This window comes from Tamlana sedimenti, assembly GCF_038148895.1.
GTDB lineage: Bacteria > Bacteroidota > Bacteroidia > Flavobacteriales > Flavobacteriaceae > Tamlana.
The window spans coordinates 1,314,000-1,332,013 of record NZ_JBBVGQ010000001.1 but is presented as its reverse complement, the minus strand read 5'-3'; the positions used below and the strand labels follow the sequence as shown (position 1 = coordinate 1,332,013).

Annotated in this window: 15 protein-coding genes and 2 tRNA genes; 11 read left to right on the top strand and 6 right to left on the bottom strand. The window is 38.0% G+C overall.

The window, feature by feature from the left end:
• The first annotated feature begins 35 nt into the window (after positions 1–35).
• Genes WJN01_RS05840 through lspA form a run of 6 tightly spaced genes read left to right on the top strand, consistent with a single transcriptional unit; the run spans position 36 to position 5,931 of the window.
• Positions 36–1,373 (top strand): alpha/beta hydrolase family protein, encoded by a 1,338-nt coding sequence (locus WJN01_RS05840; protein WP_445196195.1) that lies wholly within the window; start codon positions 36–38, stop codon positions 1,371–1,373.
• Positions 1,370–2,311 (top strand): DUF6807 family protein, encoded by a 942-nt coding sequence (locus tag WJN01_RS05835; RefSeq protein WP_445196194.1) that lies wholly within the window; start codon positions 1,370–1,372, stop codon positions 2,309–2,311. The genes WJN01_RS05840 and WJN01_RS05835 overlap by 4 nt, the downstream gene beginning before the upstream one ends.
• 30 nt (positions 2,312–2,341) lie before the next feature.
• Positions 2,342–3,898, top strand: a complete 1,557-nt coding sequence (locus WJN01_RS05830; RefSeq protein WP_445196193.1) for an NAD(P)/FAD-dependent oxidoreductase — start codon at positions 2,342–2,344, stop codon at positions 3,896–3,898.
• A gap of 12 nt (positions 3,899–3,910) precedes the next feature.
• Entirely contained in the window at positions 3,911–4,471 is a 561-nt protein-coding gene (locus WJN01_RS05825) for a sugar O-acetyltransferase (protein WP_445196192.1), read from the top strand.
• Positions 4,472–4,521: 50 nt separating this feature from the next.
• Positions 4,522–5,415: an ACP S-malonyltransferase gene (gene fabD, locus WJN01_RS05820; RefSeq protein WP_445196191.1), complete on the top strand. Its 894-nt coding sequence runs from the start codon at positions 4,522–4,524 to the stop codon at positions 5,413–5,415.
• Positions 5,416–5,931, top strand: coding sequence for a signal peptidase II (lspA, locus tag WJN01_RS05815; protein WP_445196190.1), 516 nt, complete (start codon positions 5,416–5,418; stop codon positions 5,929–5,931). It abuts the gene before it with no gap.
• Positions 5,932–5,987: 56 nt separating this feature from the next.
• Here the strand turns inward: lspA and galE are convergent, their stop codons facing one another.
• Entirely contained in the window at positions 5,988–7,013 is a 1,026-nt protein-coding gene (galE, locus tag WJN01_RS05810) for a UDP-glucose 4-epimerase GalE (protein WP_445196189.1), read from the bottom strand.
• Positions 7,006–8,160 (bottom strand): DegT/DnrJ/EryC1/StrS family aminotransferase, encoded by a 1,155-nt coding sequence (locus tag WJN01_RS05805; RefSeq protein WP_445196188.1) that lies wholly within the window; start codon positions 8,158–8,160, stop codon positions 7,006–7,008. The genes galE and WJN01_RS05805 overlap by 8 nt, the downstream gene beginning before the upstream one ends.
• Positions 8,161–8,306: 146 nt before the next feature.
• Here WJN01_RS05805 and WJN01_RS05800 point away from each other — a divergent pair, with 146 nt between their 5' ends.
• Both WJN01_RS05800 and WJN01_RS05795 read left to right on the top strand, forming a co-directional pair.
• Positions 8,307–9,542: a 3-deoxy-D-manno-octulosonic acid transferase gene (locus tag WJN01_RS05800; RefSeq protein ID WP_445196187.1), complete on the top strand. Its 1,236-nt coding sequence runs from the start codon at positions 8,307–8,309 to the stop codon at positions 9,540–9,542.
• A 103-nt stretch (positions 9,543–9,645) separates the two neighbouring features.
• The gene (locus WJN01_RS05795) at positions 9,646–9,936 is read left to right on the top strand and encodes a hypothetical protein (RefSeq protein ID WP_445196186.1); all 291 of its coding nucleotides are present in this window, start codon (positions 9,646–9,648) and stop codon (positions 9,934–9,936) included.
• A gap of 78 nt (positions 9,937–10,014) precedes the next feature.
• Here the strand turns inward: WJN01_RS05795 and WJN01_RS05790 are convergent, their stop codons facing one another.
• The 4 genes from WJN01_RS05790 to mutS all read right to left on the bottom strand — a co-directional run bounded on the left by WJN01_RS05790 (position 10,015) and on the right by mutS (position 14,909).
• Entirely contained in the window at positions 10,015–11,829 is a 1,815-nt protein-coding gene (locus WJN01_RS05790; RefSeq protein WP_445196185.1) for a sodium:solute symporter family protein, read from the bottom strand.
• 184 nt (positions 11,830–12,013) lie between these two features.
• A tRNA-Leu gene (locus tag WJN01_RS05785) sits at positions 12,014–12,098 on the bottom strand.
• Positions 12,099–12,127: 29 nt separating this feature from the next.
• Positions 12,128–12,199: transfer RNA gene (locus WJN01_RS05780), tRNA-Gly, on the bottom strand.
• A gap of 97 nt (positions 12,200–12,296) precedes the next feature.
• Positions 12,297–14,909, bottom strand: coding sequence for a DNA mismatch repair protein MutS (gene mutS, locus WJN01_RS05775; protein WP_445196184.1), 2,613 nt, complete (start codon positions 14,907–14,909; stop codon positions 12,297–12,299).
• Between the two features lie 129 nt (positions 14,910–15,038).
• Here mutS and WJN01_RS05770 point away from each other — a divergent pair, with 129 nt between their 5' ends.
• From WJN01_RS05770 to WJN01_RS05760, 3 genes are all read left to right on the top strand, one after another.
• The gene (locus WJN01_RS05770; RefSeq protein ID WP_445196183.1) at positions 15,039–15,572 is read left to right on the top strand and encodes an RNA methyltransferase; all 534 of its coding nucleotides are present in this window, start codon (positions 15,039–15,041) and stop codon (positions 15,570–15,572) included.
• Positions 15,573–15,621: 49 nt separating this feature from the next.
• Complete coding sequence (locus tag WJN01_RS05765; RefSeq protein ID WP_445196182.1) at positions 15,622–16,239, top strand: class I SAM-dependent methyltransferase; 618 nt, start codon at positions 15,622–15,624, stop codon at positions 16,237–16,239.
• 178 nt (positions 16,240–16,417) lie between these two features.
• Positions 16,418–17,956 carry a glycoside hydrolase family 28 protein gene (locus WJN01_RS05760; RefSeq protein ID WP_445196181.1) on the top strand — a complete coding sequence of 513 codons (1,539 nt, stop codon included), beginning with the start codon at positions 16,418–16,420 and terminating at the stop codon, positions 17,954–17,956.
• Positions 17,957–18,014 lie beyond the last annotated feature (58 nt).

Sequence of the window (18,014 nt, the reverse complement as noted above, 5' to 3'; positions counted from 1 at the left end):
TGCAAAAAGCAGTTTTTTTTCGGTTTCAAAAAAGCATGGTAACCTTTTTTATGTTTGTTTTTTTGCTTAACTCTTGTCATTCAACTTTGCAAGGCGAATGGCATAGCTCGGTTGTTGGGCAAAACATTAATTACACCATAAACAACCCCAAAACTCCAGCAAAAGATTTTGAAGGTGGTTATGCAACCATCATTTATTTAGAACATTTGCCACTCGATAAAATCGGGCAAAATACCAACAAACAAGATATTGATTGGCTATTAAACCAAGGTTATCGGGTTATAGAACTCGATTATAAAAATCACCCCAATGCAACAGCCATCAAAATAAACGAAGACATTATTGCCATAAACAATTCTATTGATGACGGTGATTTTTGTGGGCTGACCGACTGTTCTGTTTACCAAACCTATGTATTGTTTGAGGGTTACCGCATTGCCAGAAACGTGCCCTATTTTAAGGATGACCCAACCGTTTACAACACACCAAAAGAATACACCTATGGCGATATGCTAAATATGGATATTGTTTATCCATCAAATCCCTCAAAAAAAGTGCCCGTAATTTTGTCCTTTTCTTACAGCAACAGTTATGCAACGTTTAACCCTGAAACGGGCGAACTAACCGATACCAACAAAAACAAGCGTACCTATTTAAAATATACCTTTTCTGGGTTTAACGATTCGTTTTTGGAAGGACTACCGGCACATGGCATGGCATGGGCCATAGCAGACCATCCCAAATATTGCTCGTGGGATAAAGGCAAACCCAAAGGTGGTGAGCCAGAAACTTATAAATCATATCAAACAAACCCCGATGCCGCCCAAAAGGTAAAATCGGCCATCCGAATGTTACGGGTTGAAGGTGAAAAATTAGGACTTTCAACTAACATGGGCATATACGGGTTCTCCCGTGGTTCAACATCTGGGTCTATTGCTATAGGCGACAAAAAAGTTCCTGAATTTGAAAATGCAGGTTTTCATTTGGGCGTTTCGGACAACGTGCAAGCCGCTGCCCTCGGGCCGGGTGTTTTTGATTATACCCAAATTTATAATGTTTTAAACGATGGCGACCATAATCTTGAAACCCGTTGCCCATGGGCTTGGGGCGATTTAGAAAACAACCGGTCTTTATGGGAAACCATGGGCGCAAGTTATTTGGTGGAATCTTCTAAAACGGCTCCTGTGCTGTTTTTTTATAACCAAGATGACGAACCGTATTACCAAGACCAGATAATACATTTTAAGGCAAAATTGGATTCATTAAACGTGCCCAATTCGACTTTAATTAATTATGGCAAAGGGCATTCCGTTCCTCAAAACTATAAGGATTTAACCGTGCTTTACAACTTTTTTAAAACCCATTTAAAATGAAATGGATATTCTTTTTATTGATTTCAATTGGACTTTTTTGTTGTTCAGATTCAAAACAAATCAATGTTTCCATAAACGCTGATGCAGCCTGTTTTTTAGAGGGAAATGACAGCATCCTCAAATATCAAATTACCGAAAAATCTTTGAATGGCAAATACAAAAGAGCCAATTATATTCATCCAATCTATTCATTAAATAGTGAAGTTTTAACTGAAGATTTCCCTGAAGACCATCCGCACCACCGGGGCATATTCTGGGCATGGCATCAATTATATATTGGCGACAAACGCATAGGCGATGGTTGGGAAATTAACCATTTTAGTTGGGATGTGGTTTCTGTTAAAGAACTTCCTCAAAGCTCTTCCACGAAAGCCATTCAAGCCGAAGTTTTATGGAAATCAGATTTGTGGCTGGATTTCGAAGGAAATGAAAAACCTTTTGTAAAAGAAGTAACAATCCTGAAAGTTTATCCCAAAACAGAAAATTATAGACCTATAGATATTGAAATAACGTTGTTGGCTTTAGAATCCAATATGCGCATGGGCGGTTCGGAAGACGCTAAAGGCTATGGTGGATTTTCACCAAGAATTAAGTTGCCAAATGATGTTGCTTTTACCAGTTCAACAGGCCATGTCACCCCCGAAAATTTGCCTATAAAAGCAGGCCCTTGGATGGACATTTCAGGTTCATTTACTGAAATTGAAGAGCCGTCAGGAATTACTATTTTATGCCATCCGAACAATCCCAAACCCATTAACCAATGGATTTTACGCAAACAACGTAGCATGCAAAATGCCGTTTATCCTTTTCCCGGGGCAGAACCTGTTATCCTTTCACAAACGCATCCTACCATTTTAAAATATCGTTTGATTATCCATAGCGGTGATGCCAAATCTTTGGATATAAATTCCATTTACTCGGATTATAAAATTCAATAAAAACCAATGCGATTTCCCTAATTTTGCACCATGGTAAAAGAAATTCAACTTCGTGTTTCATTAAAAGAGGAAGAAATTAGTGGCATTTTAGTTTTAAAATCGGCCGAAAAATTGGCGATTGACAAGACTGATATTTCGGGCATTAAAGTCCTGAGAAAATCCATCGATGCCAGAAAACCCAATATTGTCTTCAACTACAAAGTAGCGGTTTTTATAAACGAAGATGCACCCAAAACTTCAGAATACCATTTTGATTACCAAGACGTTTCAAAAGCCAAACCCATTCACATAATTGGTTTTGGCCCTGCAGGCATGTACGCCGCACTGCGTTGTATTGAGTTAGGTTTTAAACCCATTGTTTTAGAGCGTGGTAAAAATGTAAAAGACCGTCGCCGAGATTTACGCGCCATAAACCAAGAGCATTATGTAAACGAAGACTCCAATTACTGTTTTGGTGAAGGTGGTGCTGGCACATATAGCGATGGCAAACTCTACACCCGAAGTTTAAAGCGTGGTGACGTAAGACGCATTTTTGAAAACTTAGTTTATCATGGCGCTACAGAGCAAATTTTGGTAGATGCCCATCCGCATATTGGCACGAATAAGTTGCCAAAAGTGGTTCAAAATATACGGGAAACTGTTTTAAAACATGGTGGTGAAATTCATTTTGAAACACGTGTTACCAACTTTAAAATAAAAAACAATAAAATATATGCTCTCGAACTTCAAAATGGTGAAGAGATTGCCGTTGAAAAAGTAATTTTGGCTACAGGACATTCGGCAAGGGATATTTTTTATTTGCTTCATAAAAAACACATTGCTATAGAAGCTAAATCGTTTGCTATGGGTGTACGGGCAGAGCATCCGCAGCATATCATCGATTCCATTCAATATCACTGCTCCGGTGAGCGACCAGAGTTATTGCCTGCAGCATCTTACAGTTTGGTGGAACAGGTCAACGACCGAGGTGTTTATTCTTTTTGTATGTGCCCTGGTGGATTTATAGTTCCTGCTGCAACGGCCAATGGCGAAGTGGTGGTTAATGGCATGTCACCATCAAAACGGAATAATTTATATGCCAATTCCGGTATTGTTGTTGAAATAAATGTGCAAACCGATTTGCCCAAATACGAACAATTTGGCCCACTTAAAGGATTAGAATACCAAAAGAACTTGGAGAAATTGGCCTTCACTGCTGGTGGAAGAAGTCAGACTGCGCCAGCACAACGACTTACCGATTTTGTTGAGGGCAAATTTTCAAACACATTGAATCCCTCATCATACCAGCCGGGTTTAAATTCAGCGCCGCTTCACTCACTTTTGCCTAAACTCATAGGAAGCAGATTGCGAAAAGGCTTTGATGCCTTCGGAAGAAAAATGAAAGGCTATTATACCGAAGAAGCCAATATTGTGGGCGTGGAATCCAGAACCTCATCACCAGTTTCCATACCAAGAACGGAGCAATTGGCACATCCGCAAATAACCAATCTTTATCCTTGCGGTGAAGGCGCAGGTTATGCTGGCGGCATTGTTTCAGCTGCTATGGATGGTGAACGATGCGCAGAAGCAGTTTGTGAAACGCTTTAAATTTTTATTCTTATGACTGAAAAGCAAAAAATGCTTGCCGGGGAAATGTACAATCCATCAGACCCCGAATTAATGAAAGAAAGACATGCTGTTAGATTATTATTTCAAGAATTTAACCGTTTAGATGAAAACCATTTTGAAGAACGAAAAGCTGTTCTTTATAAAATATTTAAAAACGCTGGAGAAAATTTATATGTAGAGCCACCCTTTTATTGTGATTACGGCAGCAACATTATTACTGGTAAAAATCTTTTTATGAATTTCAACTGCTGCATTTTGGATGTGGCCAAAGTAACCATCGGTAACAACTGTATGATTGGGCCTTATGTACAAATTTATACGGCAACACACCCTTTAGAGTTTAAAGCACGAAATGGCGGTAAAGAATATGCCAAACCCATAATTATTGGTGACAATGTATGGATTGGTGGTAACGCTACCATTTGTCCTGGTGTTACCTTGGGCAATAATGTGGTTGTTGGTTCTGGTGCGGTGGTAACAAAAAGCTTTCCAAATGACGTAGTTATTGCGGGAAATCCTGGCAAAATAATTAAAACCATAAATAACAACTAATTACATTCTTAATATTATTCCTATTTTTGCAGCATTAAAAACTAACTAAAATGAACGCATATATTTTTCCAGGTCAAGGTGCTCAATTCTCTGGAATGGGTTTAGACCTCTACGAAAATTCCCCATTAGCACAAGAACTATTTGAACAAGCCAATGGCATTCTTGGTTTTAACATTACCGATATTATGTTTGAAGGGTCTGCCGACGATTTAAAGGAAACCAAGGTAACCCAACCTGCCATATTTTTGCACTCGGTGATTTTGGCCAAAACATTGGGCGACAGTTTTAAGCCCGATATGGTTGCTGGCCATTCACTTGGTGAATTTTCAGCATTGGTGGCTAATGGCGCTTTAAATTTTGAGGACGGTTTGAAATTAGTATCACAGCGTGCTATGGCCATGCAAAAAGCTTGTGAGCTACAACCCAGCACTATGGCAGCTGTTTTAGGATTGGACGATGACATTGTAGAAAAAATATGTGCTACAACCGAAGGTATTGTTGTGGCCGCAAACTATAACTGCCCTGGCCAATTGGTGATTTCCGGAGAAGTTGAAGCCATCAACAAAGCTTGTGAAGCTTTAAAAGCGGAAGGTGCTCGTCGTGCTTTGGTATTACCTGTTGGCGGAGCATTCCACTCACCTTTAATGGAGCCTGCCCGTGAAGAACTGGCCGCTGCCATCGAAAACACAACCTTTAGCAAACCTAATTGCCCAATTTACCAAAACGTTACGGCTAACGCAGTAATTGATGAAAATGCTATAAAAACAAACTTAATTTCTCAATTGACTGCTCCTGTAAAATGGACGCAGTCTGTTCAACAAATGATTGCCGATGGCGCTACTTTATTTACAGAAGTTGGCCCTGGAAATGTGTTACAAGGCTTGGTTAAAAAGATAAACAGGGACGCCGAAACAGCTTCTGCAACTTTTACAACCAATAGCTAAATGAAGTTAACGAAACGCTCCATCTACATTATTGCTGTTATTGTTTTAACCATAGCTGCAGACCAAATATCAAAAGTTATTGTAAGGGAAACCATAATTGGCAGAACAGAATTTAATCCTGGTGAACGCATTCCATTAATTGGCGATGCCTTAATATTAATGAATGTTGAAAACACTGGGGCTTTTCTAGGTATGGGAAGCGATTTGAATCCTACGTTAAGAATTATATTATTGCTTATTTTGCCCATTCTTGTCCTCGGATTTGTTTTACGCTATATCATAAAAGATAAATCGTTGGACAACTGGTCACTTTTTGCATTCGCCAGTATTATTGGTGGAGGAATCGCTAATGTTTTTGACCGCATCGTTTATGGTTCAGTTACCGATTTCTTGTTTATAGATTTGGGAAGCGTTTTTAAAACTGGCATTTTCAACCTTGCCGATTTATCAGTAACAACTGGAATGATTATTTTGGTTGTGATAAGCTTTAAGAAGAAAAAGAAAACCGCTGAATAAAATAAAAAAAAGCCGAGATGTTTATCTCGGCTTTTTTTTATTTCATGATTTGCAAATTAGTCTTTACTTCTAACCACTTGCTCCCACTTCCAAGCGGAACGCATGGCATCATCAAGGGTTAATTTTGTTTTCCAACCTAATTCTTCATTTGCTTTAGTAGTATCCGCATAAGCCGAAATAATATCACCTTCTCTTCTTCCAACAATTTTATAGTTTAATTTTTCACCAGAAACCTTTTCAAAAGCTTGAACAACTTCTAAAACAGAACTTCCTTTTCCTGTCCCTAAATTAAAGGTTTCATAGTTTGCTTTATTCTTATTTTGCAACAAACGCTCAAGTGCAACAACGTGGGCCTTTGCCAAATCTACCACATGAATATAGTCGCGAATGCAAGTGCCATCTGGCGTTGGATAATCATCTCCGAAAACCGATAATTGTTCGCGTAAACCAATAGCTGTTTGCGTGATGAATGGTACTAAATTTTGAGGCACACCAATGGGCAATTCACCAATTTTAGCTGATTCGTGCGCTCCAACAGGATTAAAATAACGCAAGGCTATAGCCTTTAAACTAGGTGTTACCTTACATGTGTCTTTAATAATTTCCTCGCCGATTTGTTTGGTGTTTCCATAAGGCGACTCCGCTTGTTTTACAGGTGCATTCTCAGTAATTGGCAATTCATCGGCTTGACCATAAACTGTACACGAGGAACTAAAAATAAAACTCGCTTCTGGTAATTTTTTTAATTCTTTAAGGATGTACACCAAAGTACCAATATTGTTTTCATAATACAATAAAGGCTCTTTTACGCTCTCGCCTACTGCTTTACTCGCCGCAAAATGTATAACCCCTTTTATATCGTTATGCTTTGCAAAAAAGGCTTCAACACCAATTTTATCTTTTAAATCCAGTTTTTCAAAGATTGGCTTTTTTCCTGTAATCGCCGTAATGCCATCAAGCACATCAATTGAGGAATTTGACAAGTCATCTATAATGACTACTTCGTAGCCTTCATTCTGTAATTCAACAACGGTGTGTGATCCAATAAATCCTAATCCGCCAGTTACTAATATTTTATCCATTGATAAAGTTTATGATTGTTGATGTTATGTATTCTATTTGTTCGTCGTCCAATTCAGTGTGCATAGGCAACGAAATAACCTCTTTCACCAATTGGTTGGTTACCGTAAAATCTTCTTCCTTATAGCGCTCATCTAAATACGCTTTTTGCTTATGCAAAGGAATGGGGTAATAAACACCACAAGGAATTCCTTTTTCGTTTAAATGCTTCACCAAAGCATCTCTATCTATGCCTTTTAATTTTAAAGTATATTGATGAAACACATGGCAATCGCAGGTATCACAAATACCCTCACAGCCATTTACCGTTTTTGGCGTAATGATATTTTTAAAAGATTTAAAAGCTTCGTTATACTTTTTCGCTGCTTTTTGTCTCGATTTGGTGTATCTATCCAAATGGGGCAACTTTGCATCTAACACCGCTGCCTGTATACTATCCAATCTAGAATTCACGCCCACTACGTCATGATGATAGCGTTCGTACATACCATGGTTCACAATACCTCTAATGGTATGGGCTAAATCGTCATCATTGGTAAAAATTGCCCCTCCATCTCCATAACAACCTAAATTTTTTGATGGGAAAAAGGAGGTTGCTGCAACATTGCCAATAGTTCCTGCTTTTACCTTTCTAGCATCTTTGTAGGTATAATTGGCACCAATGGCCTGGGCATTATCTTCAATAACAAATAAATTATGCGCTTTAGCAATTTCCATAATAGCCTCCATGTCGGCACATTGCCCAAACAAATGAACTGGAACAATGGCTTTCGTTTTTGGTGTAATGGCCTTTTTTATGGCTTCAATATTAATATTGAAATCATCTTCATTAACATCCACTAAAACAGGTGTAAGTTGCAACAAAGCAATCACCTCAACAGTGGCTGCAAAGGTGAAATCGGCTGTAATAACTTCATCTCCAGGTTTCAACCCCAAACCCATCATGGCAATTTGCAATGCATCGGTACCATTGGCACATGGTATAACGTGCTTAACTCCCAAATAGGTTTCTAAGTTTTTCTGAAATTCATGAACCTTTGGCCCATTAATAAATGCTGTGGTTTCAATAACTTCTTGGATGGAAGGGTTAACAACATCTTTTATGTCGTTATATTGACCTTTGAGGTCAACCATTTGGATTTTTTGCATAGAAGAAAAATTATAGCCAACATTTTAAAAGTGACTAATTTTATTGATATTCCTTATGGATTATCGAAATGCAAAATTACAAAAATGATTGTGGCTGACCAATGAATTTATTTTAAAGAAATGTATTTTAGCGGCAAAGAAGTCATTTGAGTTTAATTTACAACATAGGTATTCATTTTTTAACTTTTGCTTTAAAAGTTGCAGCACTTTTTAATGATAAAATTAAAAGTGGCGTTGCAGGAAGGAAGAATAGCTTTAAAACATTATCCTCTAATATTAAAGATTCTGATAAAACACTTTGGTTCCATTGTTCCTCTTTGGGTGAATATGAACAAGGGCTTCCGGTTTTTCAAGCACTCAGAAAACATTACAATTCTCATAAAATCGTTCTTACTTTTTTTTCTCCTTCGGGTTATGAAATCCGTAAAAACAGTCCTATAGCGGATGTTGTGGTTTACCTTCCTCTCGATACCAAAAAGAACGCAAACCAATTTTTAAATATAGTAAACCCTGAACTCACGGTTTTCGTTAAATATGATATTTGGCCGAACTATTTAAAACAAATTAAGAATCGAAAATTAAAGGCTATTCTAATTTCGTCGGCATTTAAAAAAGATCATGTTTACTTTAAGCCTTATGGCAAACCCCTAAGAGATGCACTTTTTGCATTTGACCATATTTTTACACAAAATGAAGCCTCAAAAGACTTGCTTAGGTCCATTAATTACGACCATGTAACTATAAGCGGCGATACCCGTTTTGATCGTGTTTACAGTCAGTTATCTCAAGACAATTCTTTGCCATTTATTGAAACTTTTAAAGACAACAAACTCTGTGTTGTAATTGGAAGCTCATGGCCAGAAGACGAAGCTTTGTTGTTGGAATATATAAACAACGATGCGCCCAAACACGTGAAATTCATTGTTGCACCGCACAATATAAAGCCTGCACAAATAAATGGAATTACCCAAAAGCTGGAAGCGCCTTATGTTCTATTCTCCCAAAAAGACGGTGCCCCATTAAAAGAAGCAACCATTTTTGTAATAGACACTATTGGCATACTCACCAAAATTTACAGTTATGCCGACATCGCTTACGTAGGAGGTGCCATGGGAAATACTGGGCTGCACAATACCTTAGAGCCTGCCGTATTTGGCGTACCCATAATTATTGGTAAAAATCATGAAGAATTTCCTGAAGCTCAAGCTTTAATGGATAACGGCGGATTGTTTTCTATTTCCAACCAAAGTGAACTGAAAACTGTTTTAAATGAGCTCATTCAAAATACTGAAAAACGGTTAAAAATGGGCTCGGCAAACTCAAACTTTGTGAACAGAAACAAAGGCGCTGTAATCCAAATACTTAATTACCTACGTATATAATTGTAAAGTTGAAAAGGATTTTTTGGAAATTCTATTTAGTTTGACTTCTAAATTCTTAAAATCCATGACCAACTTCATTAATTAACACTAAAAACAAAAACCGATGAAAAAATTATTCTTAAGTGCCGTTTTAGTTGCACTAACATTAAGTTTCACATCTTGTAGAGACACCAAAAAAGCTGAATCTGTAGAGGACGCCATCGAAAATGCTGGCGATGCTATGGAAGAAGCTGCTGACGATGCAGCTGAAGCAACAGAAGGGGCCTTAGAGAAAGCTGGCAAAGCCATGGATGAAGCTGTTGATGCTACGGACGAAGCCATTAAGGAAACTGGCGATGCAATGAAAGAGGCAGGTGATGCCATTAAAAATAAAGCCGAAGAACTAGAAAACTAGTACTCGTTGATAGCAAAAAATGAAAGCCGCCTAATAGGCGGTTTTTTTATTTCTAGTATTTAAAATCATTGCTAGATTTTATAAAATGTTTACCTTGATTTTTTTCCAAACCCGAGTTAACAATACTCCAGAAACAATTGCAATAATGGAAATAATAATAGCATTTTTGTAGTTCCCATAAATAAAATGCCCAGTTGCAAACATACAGCTATAAATTAATATGCAGCCCAATAAAATAGCAACAATTCCTGCTGGTACACTCCATGGTTCATCAACTTTTTGCAATATAACGTCATCCGCCTTTGCTTCATCAATAAGCTTTTTCCAACCTGGTCCACCTGGTTGGGTTTTCAGGTAAAAACTTCTTAATATATCTTTACTTTCCGGTTGCGTGATAAAAGTTGCAACGAGCCACATAATGGTGGTTACAAGAACAACAAAAGGATATTCCAAATAACTGTCAAACACACCTGTATCTTTCCCAAACAAATATTTGCCCAATGGTGTTAACTTTAATAGTATTGAAATAATTCCCGATGCAAACATGGCGGCTATCTCACTCCAAGCATTAATGCGCCACCAAAACCAACGTAAAATAAAGATGAGTCCTGTTCCTGCCCCAAATACCAACAACAATTCAAAAAGTTGAAGCGCATTTTGAAGCAACAATGCCAAAATTGCACTGAAAACCATTAAAATCACGGTTGACAACCTTCCAACGGCCACTAATCTTTTTTCTGAAGCTTCTGGGTTTATTTGTTGTTTGTAAAAATCATATACAATATAAGACGAACCCCAATTCAATTGGGTAGATATGGTACTCATGTAAGCCGCTATCAATGACGCCAACACCAAACCAAGTAAGCCCGTTGGCAGTTTGGTAAGCATGGCTGAATATGCCAAATCATGACCCAGCTTGTCATCAGCAACTGCAGGAAAAGCTTCTTGAATACTTGCTAAATCAGGAAATACCACTAACGAGGCCAAAGCAACCAAAATCCATGGCCAGGGCCTTAATGCATAGTGCATGATATTAAAGAAAAAGGTTGCGCCAATAGCATGATTTTCATCTTTGGCAGCCAACATTCTTTGGGCTATATAGCCTCCTCCTCCAGGTTCCGCTCCAGGATACCACGAACTCCACCACTGCACCGCCAAGGGAATGACCAACAAAGTAATTATGGCATTTTTATCATTGAAATCAGGCAAAATAGATAGTTTATTCATTACATTTTCGTTGGCTAAAATGGCTTCTATGCCACCTACTTCGGGTAAGTTCACCAAATAATAAGCCGCACCAATAGCACCAACCATCGCAACAAAAAACAGAATAAAATCTGTATACACAACGCCTTTAAACCCTCCCAAAGCACTAAACACAACCGTTATAAGTCCAGCGCTAATAACCGTTTGCCAAGGCTCCAGCCCTAGCATAATGCCCCCAATTTTAATAGCGGCCAATGTAACTGCCGACATGGTAATCACATTAAAAATCACCCCAAGATAAACCGCCCTAAACTTTCTTAAAAACGCCGCAGGTTTTCCGCCATAGCGCAATTCATAAAATTCTAAATCTGTCTTCACTTCCGATTTACGCCACAGCTTGGCATAAACGAACACCGTGAGCAACCCAGTAATCAAAAAAGCCCACCAAACCCAATTACCCGAAACACCATTTGTTCTAACAATATCGGTTACCAGATTGGGCGTATCTGTTGAAAAGGTAGTCGCCACCATGGAAACCCCCAAAAGCCACCAGGGCATGGTTCTTCCAGATAAAAAATACTCCGATGCATCCTTTCCCGACTTTTTTGAAACAAAAATCCCAATGGATAAAGTAATTGCAAAAAACAGTATAATCAATACGTAATCTAATGTGCCTAAGGATATCATTTTATTCTATTTGGTTGTCTTTTTTGCTAGCAATTTAAATATTCAATAAAGAAACACAATTTATTGATAAGCTTCAACTAAAATCTTGGCAACCTACTTTATTTAGACAAAGTTTTTAAAGGCAAATTGATTGATCAGAAAGCATAAAAAAACCTCCAATGTTTTTAAACAAAGGAGGTTTGAGTACTGAAGGCGGGACTTGAACCCGCACGGCCATAATGGCCATTGGATTTTAAGTCCAACGTGTCTACCAATTCCACCACTTCAGCAACTTAATTGGTATTTTCGAAATTTTCTGAGCGAAAGACGGGATTTGAACCCGCGACCCTCACCTTGGCAAGGTGATGCTCTACCCCTGAGCTACTTTCGCAATATGTATAAGAACCTACAATCTGCCGATTGCGGATGCAAATTTAAAATATTTCTAGGAAATGCAAAGCCTTTTACTAAAATAAATGAAATTTATTTCAGGCCTGTTTTTTCTTGACTAACATGCGCTTAATCTCATTCAATTTCATCAGTGCTTCGACTGGAGTTAACGTGTCTATATCGGTATGAAGTATCTCGTCCTTTATATTTTCCAGTAGAGGATCATCCAAATTAAAAAAGCTTAATTGCAAATCATGGTTTATGGACTTCACCTTATCGGTGAGCTCTTCGCTGGAATGCGACTTCTCTAATTTTTTCAGAATTTTATTGGCACGATGTAAAACCTGCTGCGGCATTCCCGCCATTTTTGCCACGTGAATACCAAAACTATGTTGGCTACCACCTTCAACCAATTTTCTCAAGAAAAGCACATTGTCCTTTAATTCTTTGACAGAAACATTGTAGTTTTTAATACGATCAAACGTTTCGGTCATTTCATTCAGTTCGTGATAATGTGTCGCAAAAAGCGTTTTTGGCTTTGAAGGATGTTCATGCAAATATTCGCTAATGGCCCAAGCTATGGAAATACCATCATAGGTGCTCGTTCCACGACCAATTTCGTCCAACAACACCAAGCTTCTGTTTGAAATATTGTTAAGAATGGATGCCGTTTCATTCATTTCAACCATAAAGGTCGATTCACCCATAGAGATATTATCGCTCGCTCCTACTCTAGTGAAAATCTTATCAACCAAACCAATTCGGGCAGACTCGGCTGGCACAAAACTTCCAATTTGAGCCAACAATACGATTAAAGCCGTTTGACGCAAAATGGCCGATTTACCCGACATATTTGGCCCAGTAATCATGATAATTTGCTGAGTAGTTCTATCTAAAAACACATCATTGGCAATGTAGGCTTCACCTAGGGGTAATTGCTTTTCAATCACCGGGTGGCGACCGTCTTTAATGTCCAAACCGTATGATTCGTCGATTGTTGGATACACATAATTATTGTCTTTTGCCAATTGCGCAAATCCACATAAACAGTCCAATTGCCCTACTAAATAAGCATTTTGCTGTACTGCTTTGATGTACTGGTTCATCCAAGAAACCAAATCGGCAAACAATTGTTGTTCAATCGCTAAAATACGTTCTTCGGCTCCTAAAATTTTTGCTTCATATTCTTTGAGTTCTTCTGTGATGTAACGCTCGGCACTTACCAAAGTTTGCTTGCGAATCCAATCTGCAGGAACTTTATCTTTATGTGTATTTCTAACTTCAATATAATACCCAAAAACGTTGTTTGATGCTATTTTCAGAGAGGTGATTCCTGTACGCTCTGTTTCACGCTCTAGCATATCATCCAGATAGTTTTTTCCTGATTTAGACAAATTTCTAAGTTCATCCAATTCCGAAGAAAAACCAATAGCAATCGTATTACCTTTTAAAACATTAACCGGAGCATCTTCATTTAAGGTCTGTTTTATTTTTTCGCGAAGCACCTCACAACTTTGCAGAGTATCACCGATGATTTTTAACGATTCGTTATCGCAATTGGACGCTAACGATTTTATGGGAACAATGGCCTCCAAAGAATTTTTAAGCTGAATAACCTCGCGCGGATTAACCTTACCCGTTGCGGTTTTTGATATTAATCGCTCTAAATCACCAATATGCTTGATGTGGTTTTGTATTTTCTGAAGTACTGAATTTTCCTTGGTCAAAAAACTCACCACATCATGGCGCTGTTTTATTTTATCAATACTCTTTAAAGGCAATGCCAACCAACGTTTTAACAACCTTCCACCCATAGGCGATATGGTTTTATCGATGATATTTAAAAGTGTTACTGCATTGTTATTTGTGGAGTTATAAAGCTCTAAATTCCTTATCGTGAACTTATCCATCCACACATAATCGTCTTCTGCAATTCTGGAAATGGACGTGATGTGTTGTAGCTTATGGTGTTGGGTTTCTCCTAAATAATGCAGGATGGAGCCAGAGGCAATAATACCTTCATATAAATCTTCAATACCAAAACCCTTAAGTGTCTTAGTATTGAAATGTTTGATTAGGGTTTCATAAGCATAATCGGTTTGATACACCCAATCCTCAATGTAAAATGTGTGGAAATCGTCGCCAAAAGTGTCTTTAAATTGGCTTCGCTTTTGTTTGGAAACCAACACCTCACTTGGGTTGAAATTTTGAAGCAATTTATCTATGTACTCCGCATTGCCTTGGGAGGTTAAAAACTCACCCGTAGAAATATCCAAAAATGAAATGCCAATATATTTTTTATCAAAATACACCGAACATAAAAAGTTGTTCGATTTTGAAACCAACACCTCATCATTTAATGCCACCCCAGGAGTAACCAATTCTGTAACACCACGTTTAACAATGGTCTTGGTTTGTTTAGGATCTTCCAGTTGGTCACAAATGGCAACACGTTCACCCGCTTTCACCAACTTGGGCAAATAGGTATTTAACGAATGGTGTGGAAATCCGGCCAATTCGGTTTCACTTTCACTTCCCGCACCTCGCTTGGTTAAAATAATACCCAAAATACCAGCGGCCCTAACCGCATCCTCACCAAAAGTTTCGTAAAAATCACCCACACGAAACAACAACAAAGCATCAGGATACTTCGCCTTTATAGCGTTGTATTGTTTCATTAACGGCGTTTCTTTTTTTGCTATTTTAGCCAATGGTAAAGTGGTTTTTAAATGTTATTTTTGACAAAATTGTAGCATGCAATGTACTACTAATTTCATGTTTTTTGAAGTTGGCCAACCACAAGTTATCTACAATTAAAACAAGATTTCAACAATAAAACCATGCGAAAATTAAAAAACAGCGAACTGGAGCGATTGAGTGTTGATGATTTTAAAGAAGCTGAAAAAACACCCATAATTATCATTCTTGATAATATCAGAAGTTTGAACAATATCGGTTCAGTCTTTAGAACCAGTGACGCTTTTTTAATTGAAAAAATTTATCTCTGTGGCATAACAGCAACACCACCACATAAAGACATTCATAAAACAGCTTTGGGTAGCACCGATACGGTTGACTGGGAATATGTTGAAAACACGCTCGAACTTGTTGAGAAATTAAAAGCCGAAGGTGTAAAAGTCTGCTCTATAGAGCAAGCAGAAAATGCGGTAATGCTTAATGATTTTAACGTTGAACCTAATACCAAATATGCCTTAGTATTTGGCAACGAGGTAAAAGGCGTGACGCAAAATGTGGTTTCAGCAAGCGATATGGTGATTGAAATTCCCCAATTTGGCACCAAGCATTCCTTAAATATTTCGGTAAGTTGCGGTGTTGTGGTTTGGGATGTTTTTAGTAAGTTAAAATCACTTTAATAAAGCAGTGACCAATAAAACTAAAAAGCCTTGGCCAACCAAAGATGTCATGAATCAAATTTATGAGAAGCGTCTTTGGGGCGGACAAAATTTTGATTTTTACTCTGGAGAAGGTTCTCATAATCCTGAAATTATAAATCCTTTTTTAGAAGCCGTTACCAAATTTTTGAAATCTTTTAAACAGCCTTTGACTGTTTGTGATTTAGGTTGTGGTGATTTTAATATTGGTCAATATCTAGTAAGACATGCCAAAAAATATATCGCTGCAGACATTGTTGAAAAGCTCATCAACCGAAATAAAACTTTATTCAAAGCACATAACTTAGAGTTTCTCTGTTTGGATATTGCCAAAGACCAGCTTCCAAAAGCCGATTGCGTTATTCTGCGCCAGGTGTTGCAACATTTATCCAACACTGAAATACAGGACATCACAAAAAAACTTTCAGATTACAAATACCTCATCCTCACTGAACATATACCATGGGGTGATTTTACGCCCAATAAAGACATTATTTCTGGGCAGGGCAATAGAACAAAGAAAAATAGCGGTGTAAATCTTTCGGAAGAACCTTTCAATTTAAAAGTTAAAGAAGAAAAACATCTTTGTGAGTATATTTTGGACGACAACAAAGGGCGAATAGTTACGACATTATATAAAATGTTTTGATTGTTTTTGTCATTTATGCAAACCCGCCTGCCGGCGGGCAGGGGATGGAATCCTCTTTATAATTTGAATCAAATATTCCGCATCATTCATTCTTACAAAATAAACCGTTGAACAAATCAAATGGTTCTATTTTCAATAAAACCCTATTTTTACGTATAGTAAACTTTTCCTTTTCAAAATGAGACTATTTCTAAGCCTTTTTTCAATTTTATTTGTTTTAAGCTGTCAAGAAAAAACTAAAATCGGCCCCGATTTTAGCCAATTGGAAACCATTCCAACCAAAGAACAAGTGGGTCATTTGGTATTGCCCGATACCATTGCCAAAGTTTCTGCGCCTTTTAACATGCCGGTTTTTGAAAAGCCAAAATTCCCAAAAAGACAAATTAATATTTTAGATGAATTAGGCAGTTCTTCAGAAATGGCCACCGCAGCAATTCAAAACGCCATTGACCAACTTTCAACTGCTGGCGGTGGTACGGTCATTATCCCAAAGGGCGACTGGAAAACGGGGCGCATCATTTTAAAAAGCAACGTAAACTTACATGTTGAAGAGGGGGCGGTTGTGCATTTTAGCACCAATGTAAAAGATTATCAGCCTGCCGTTTTTAATCGCGTGGAAAGTATAGAGGTGATGTCCCTGGGTGCATGTATTTATGCCAACAATCAAGAAAATATTGCCATTACTGGGAAAGGTAAACTTATTGGTCCGTTTGGTGGCGAAATCAAAGAACGGGCGTACACCCAGCCCATTGAAACTTTGGTTGATTTATCAAAAACTGCCGAGGAACGCATTCACAATGGATCACAAGAAGATTGGATTTTTCCTCCAAAATTTATTTCACCCATCAATTGTAAAAATGTGTACATAGAAGGTGTTTCACTGGAAAATACGGCCTTTTGGAACATTGTACCCACCTACTGTGACCATGTGATTATTCGCGGAGTTTATGTGAATTCGTATGGCATTCCACGTGGCGATGGTATTGATGTTGAATCTTCAAAAAATGTATTGATTGAATATTGTACGCTAAACACAGGTGACGATTGTTTCACCATGAAATCGGGTCGTGGCGAAGACGGACTAAAAGTGAACAAATCAACCGAAAATGTGGTAGTGCGTTACTGTCTGGCACAAAAAGGACACGGCGGCATCACCTGCGGAAGCGAAACGGCCGGTACAATCAGGAATTTATATGTGCACGATTGCGTGTTTGAAGGCACTGTGGTTGGTATTCGGTTTAAAACCCGCAGACCCCGTGGTGGTGGTGGCGAACATTTGTATTACGATAGAATAAGAATGAACCTTGAAGCTACCTGCATAAAATGGGACATGCTTGGCACTCCAGCTTATGTTGGCGAATTGGCCGAACGTTTACCTGTTCGAGAGGTTAATGCACTTACGCCTTTTTATCGTGATATTTCCATTAGCAACATCATTGTTGAGAACGGCACACACTTTTTAAAGGTTTATGGTATACCCGAATCGCCATTGACAAATTTAACCATTGATAATGTAAATGCTACATGCTATAACTTGGTAATAATACATGATGCTGAAAACGTGAACATTAAAAACGCCAATATAAAGACACCCGATTCAATTATCGAACTTCTGGGTGCTAAAAATATTTCTTTCAATAAGGTAGTTTTTGATTTAAACAAGGCAGCCCTACAAAAACCTGATGACGTTTTATTTGAGGATTGCAGCTTCAAATAAAAACGGATTATCTATTAGCAAAGCATGTTGAAAGTCACCAATGTTACTTTCAAATTAA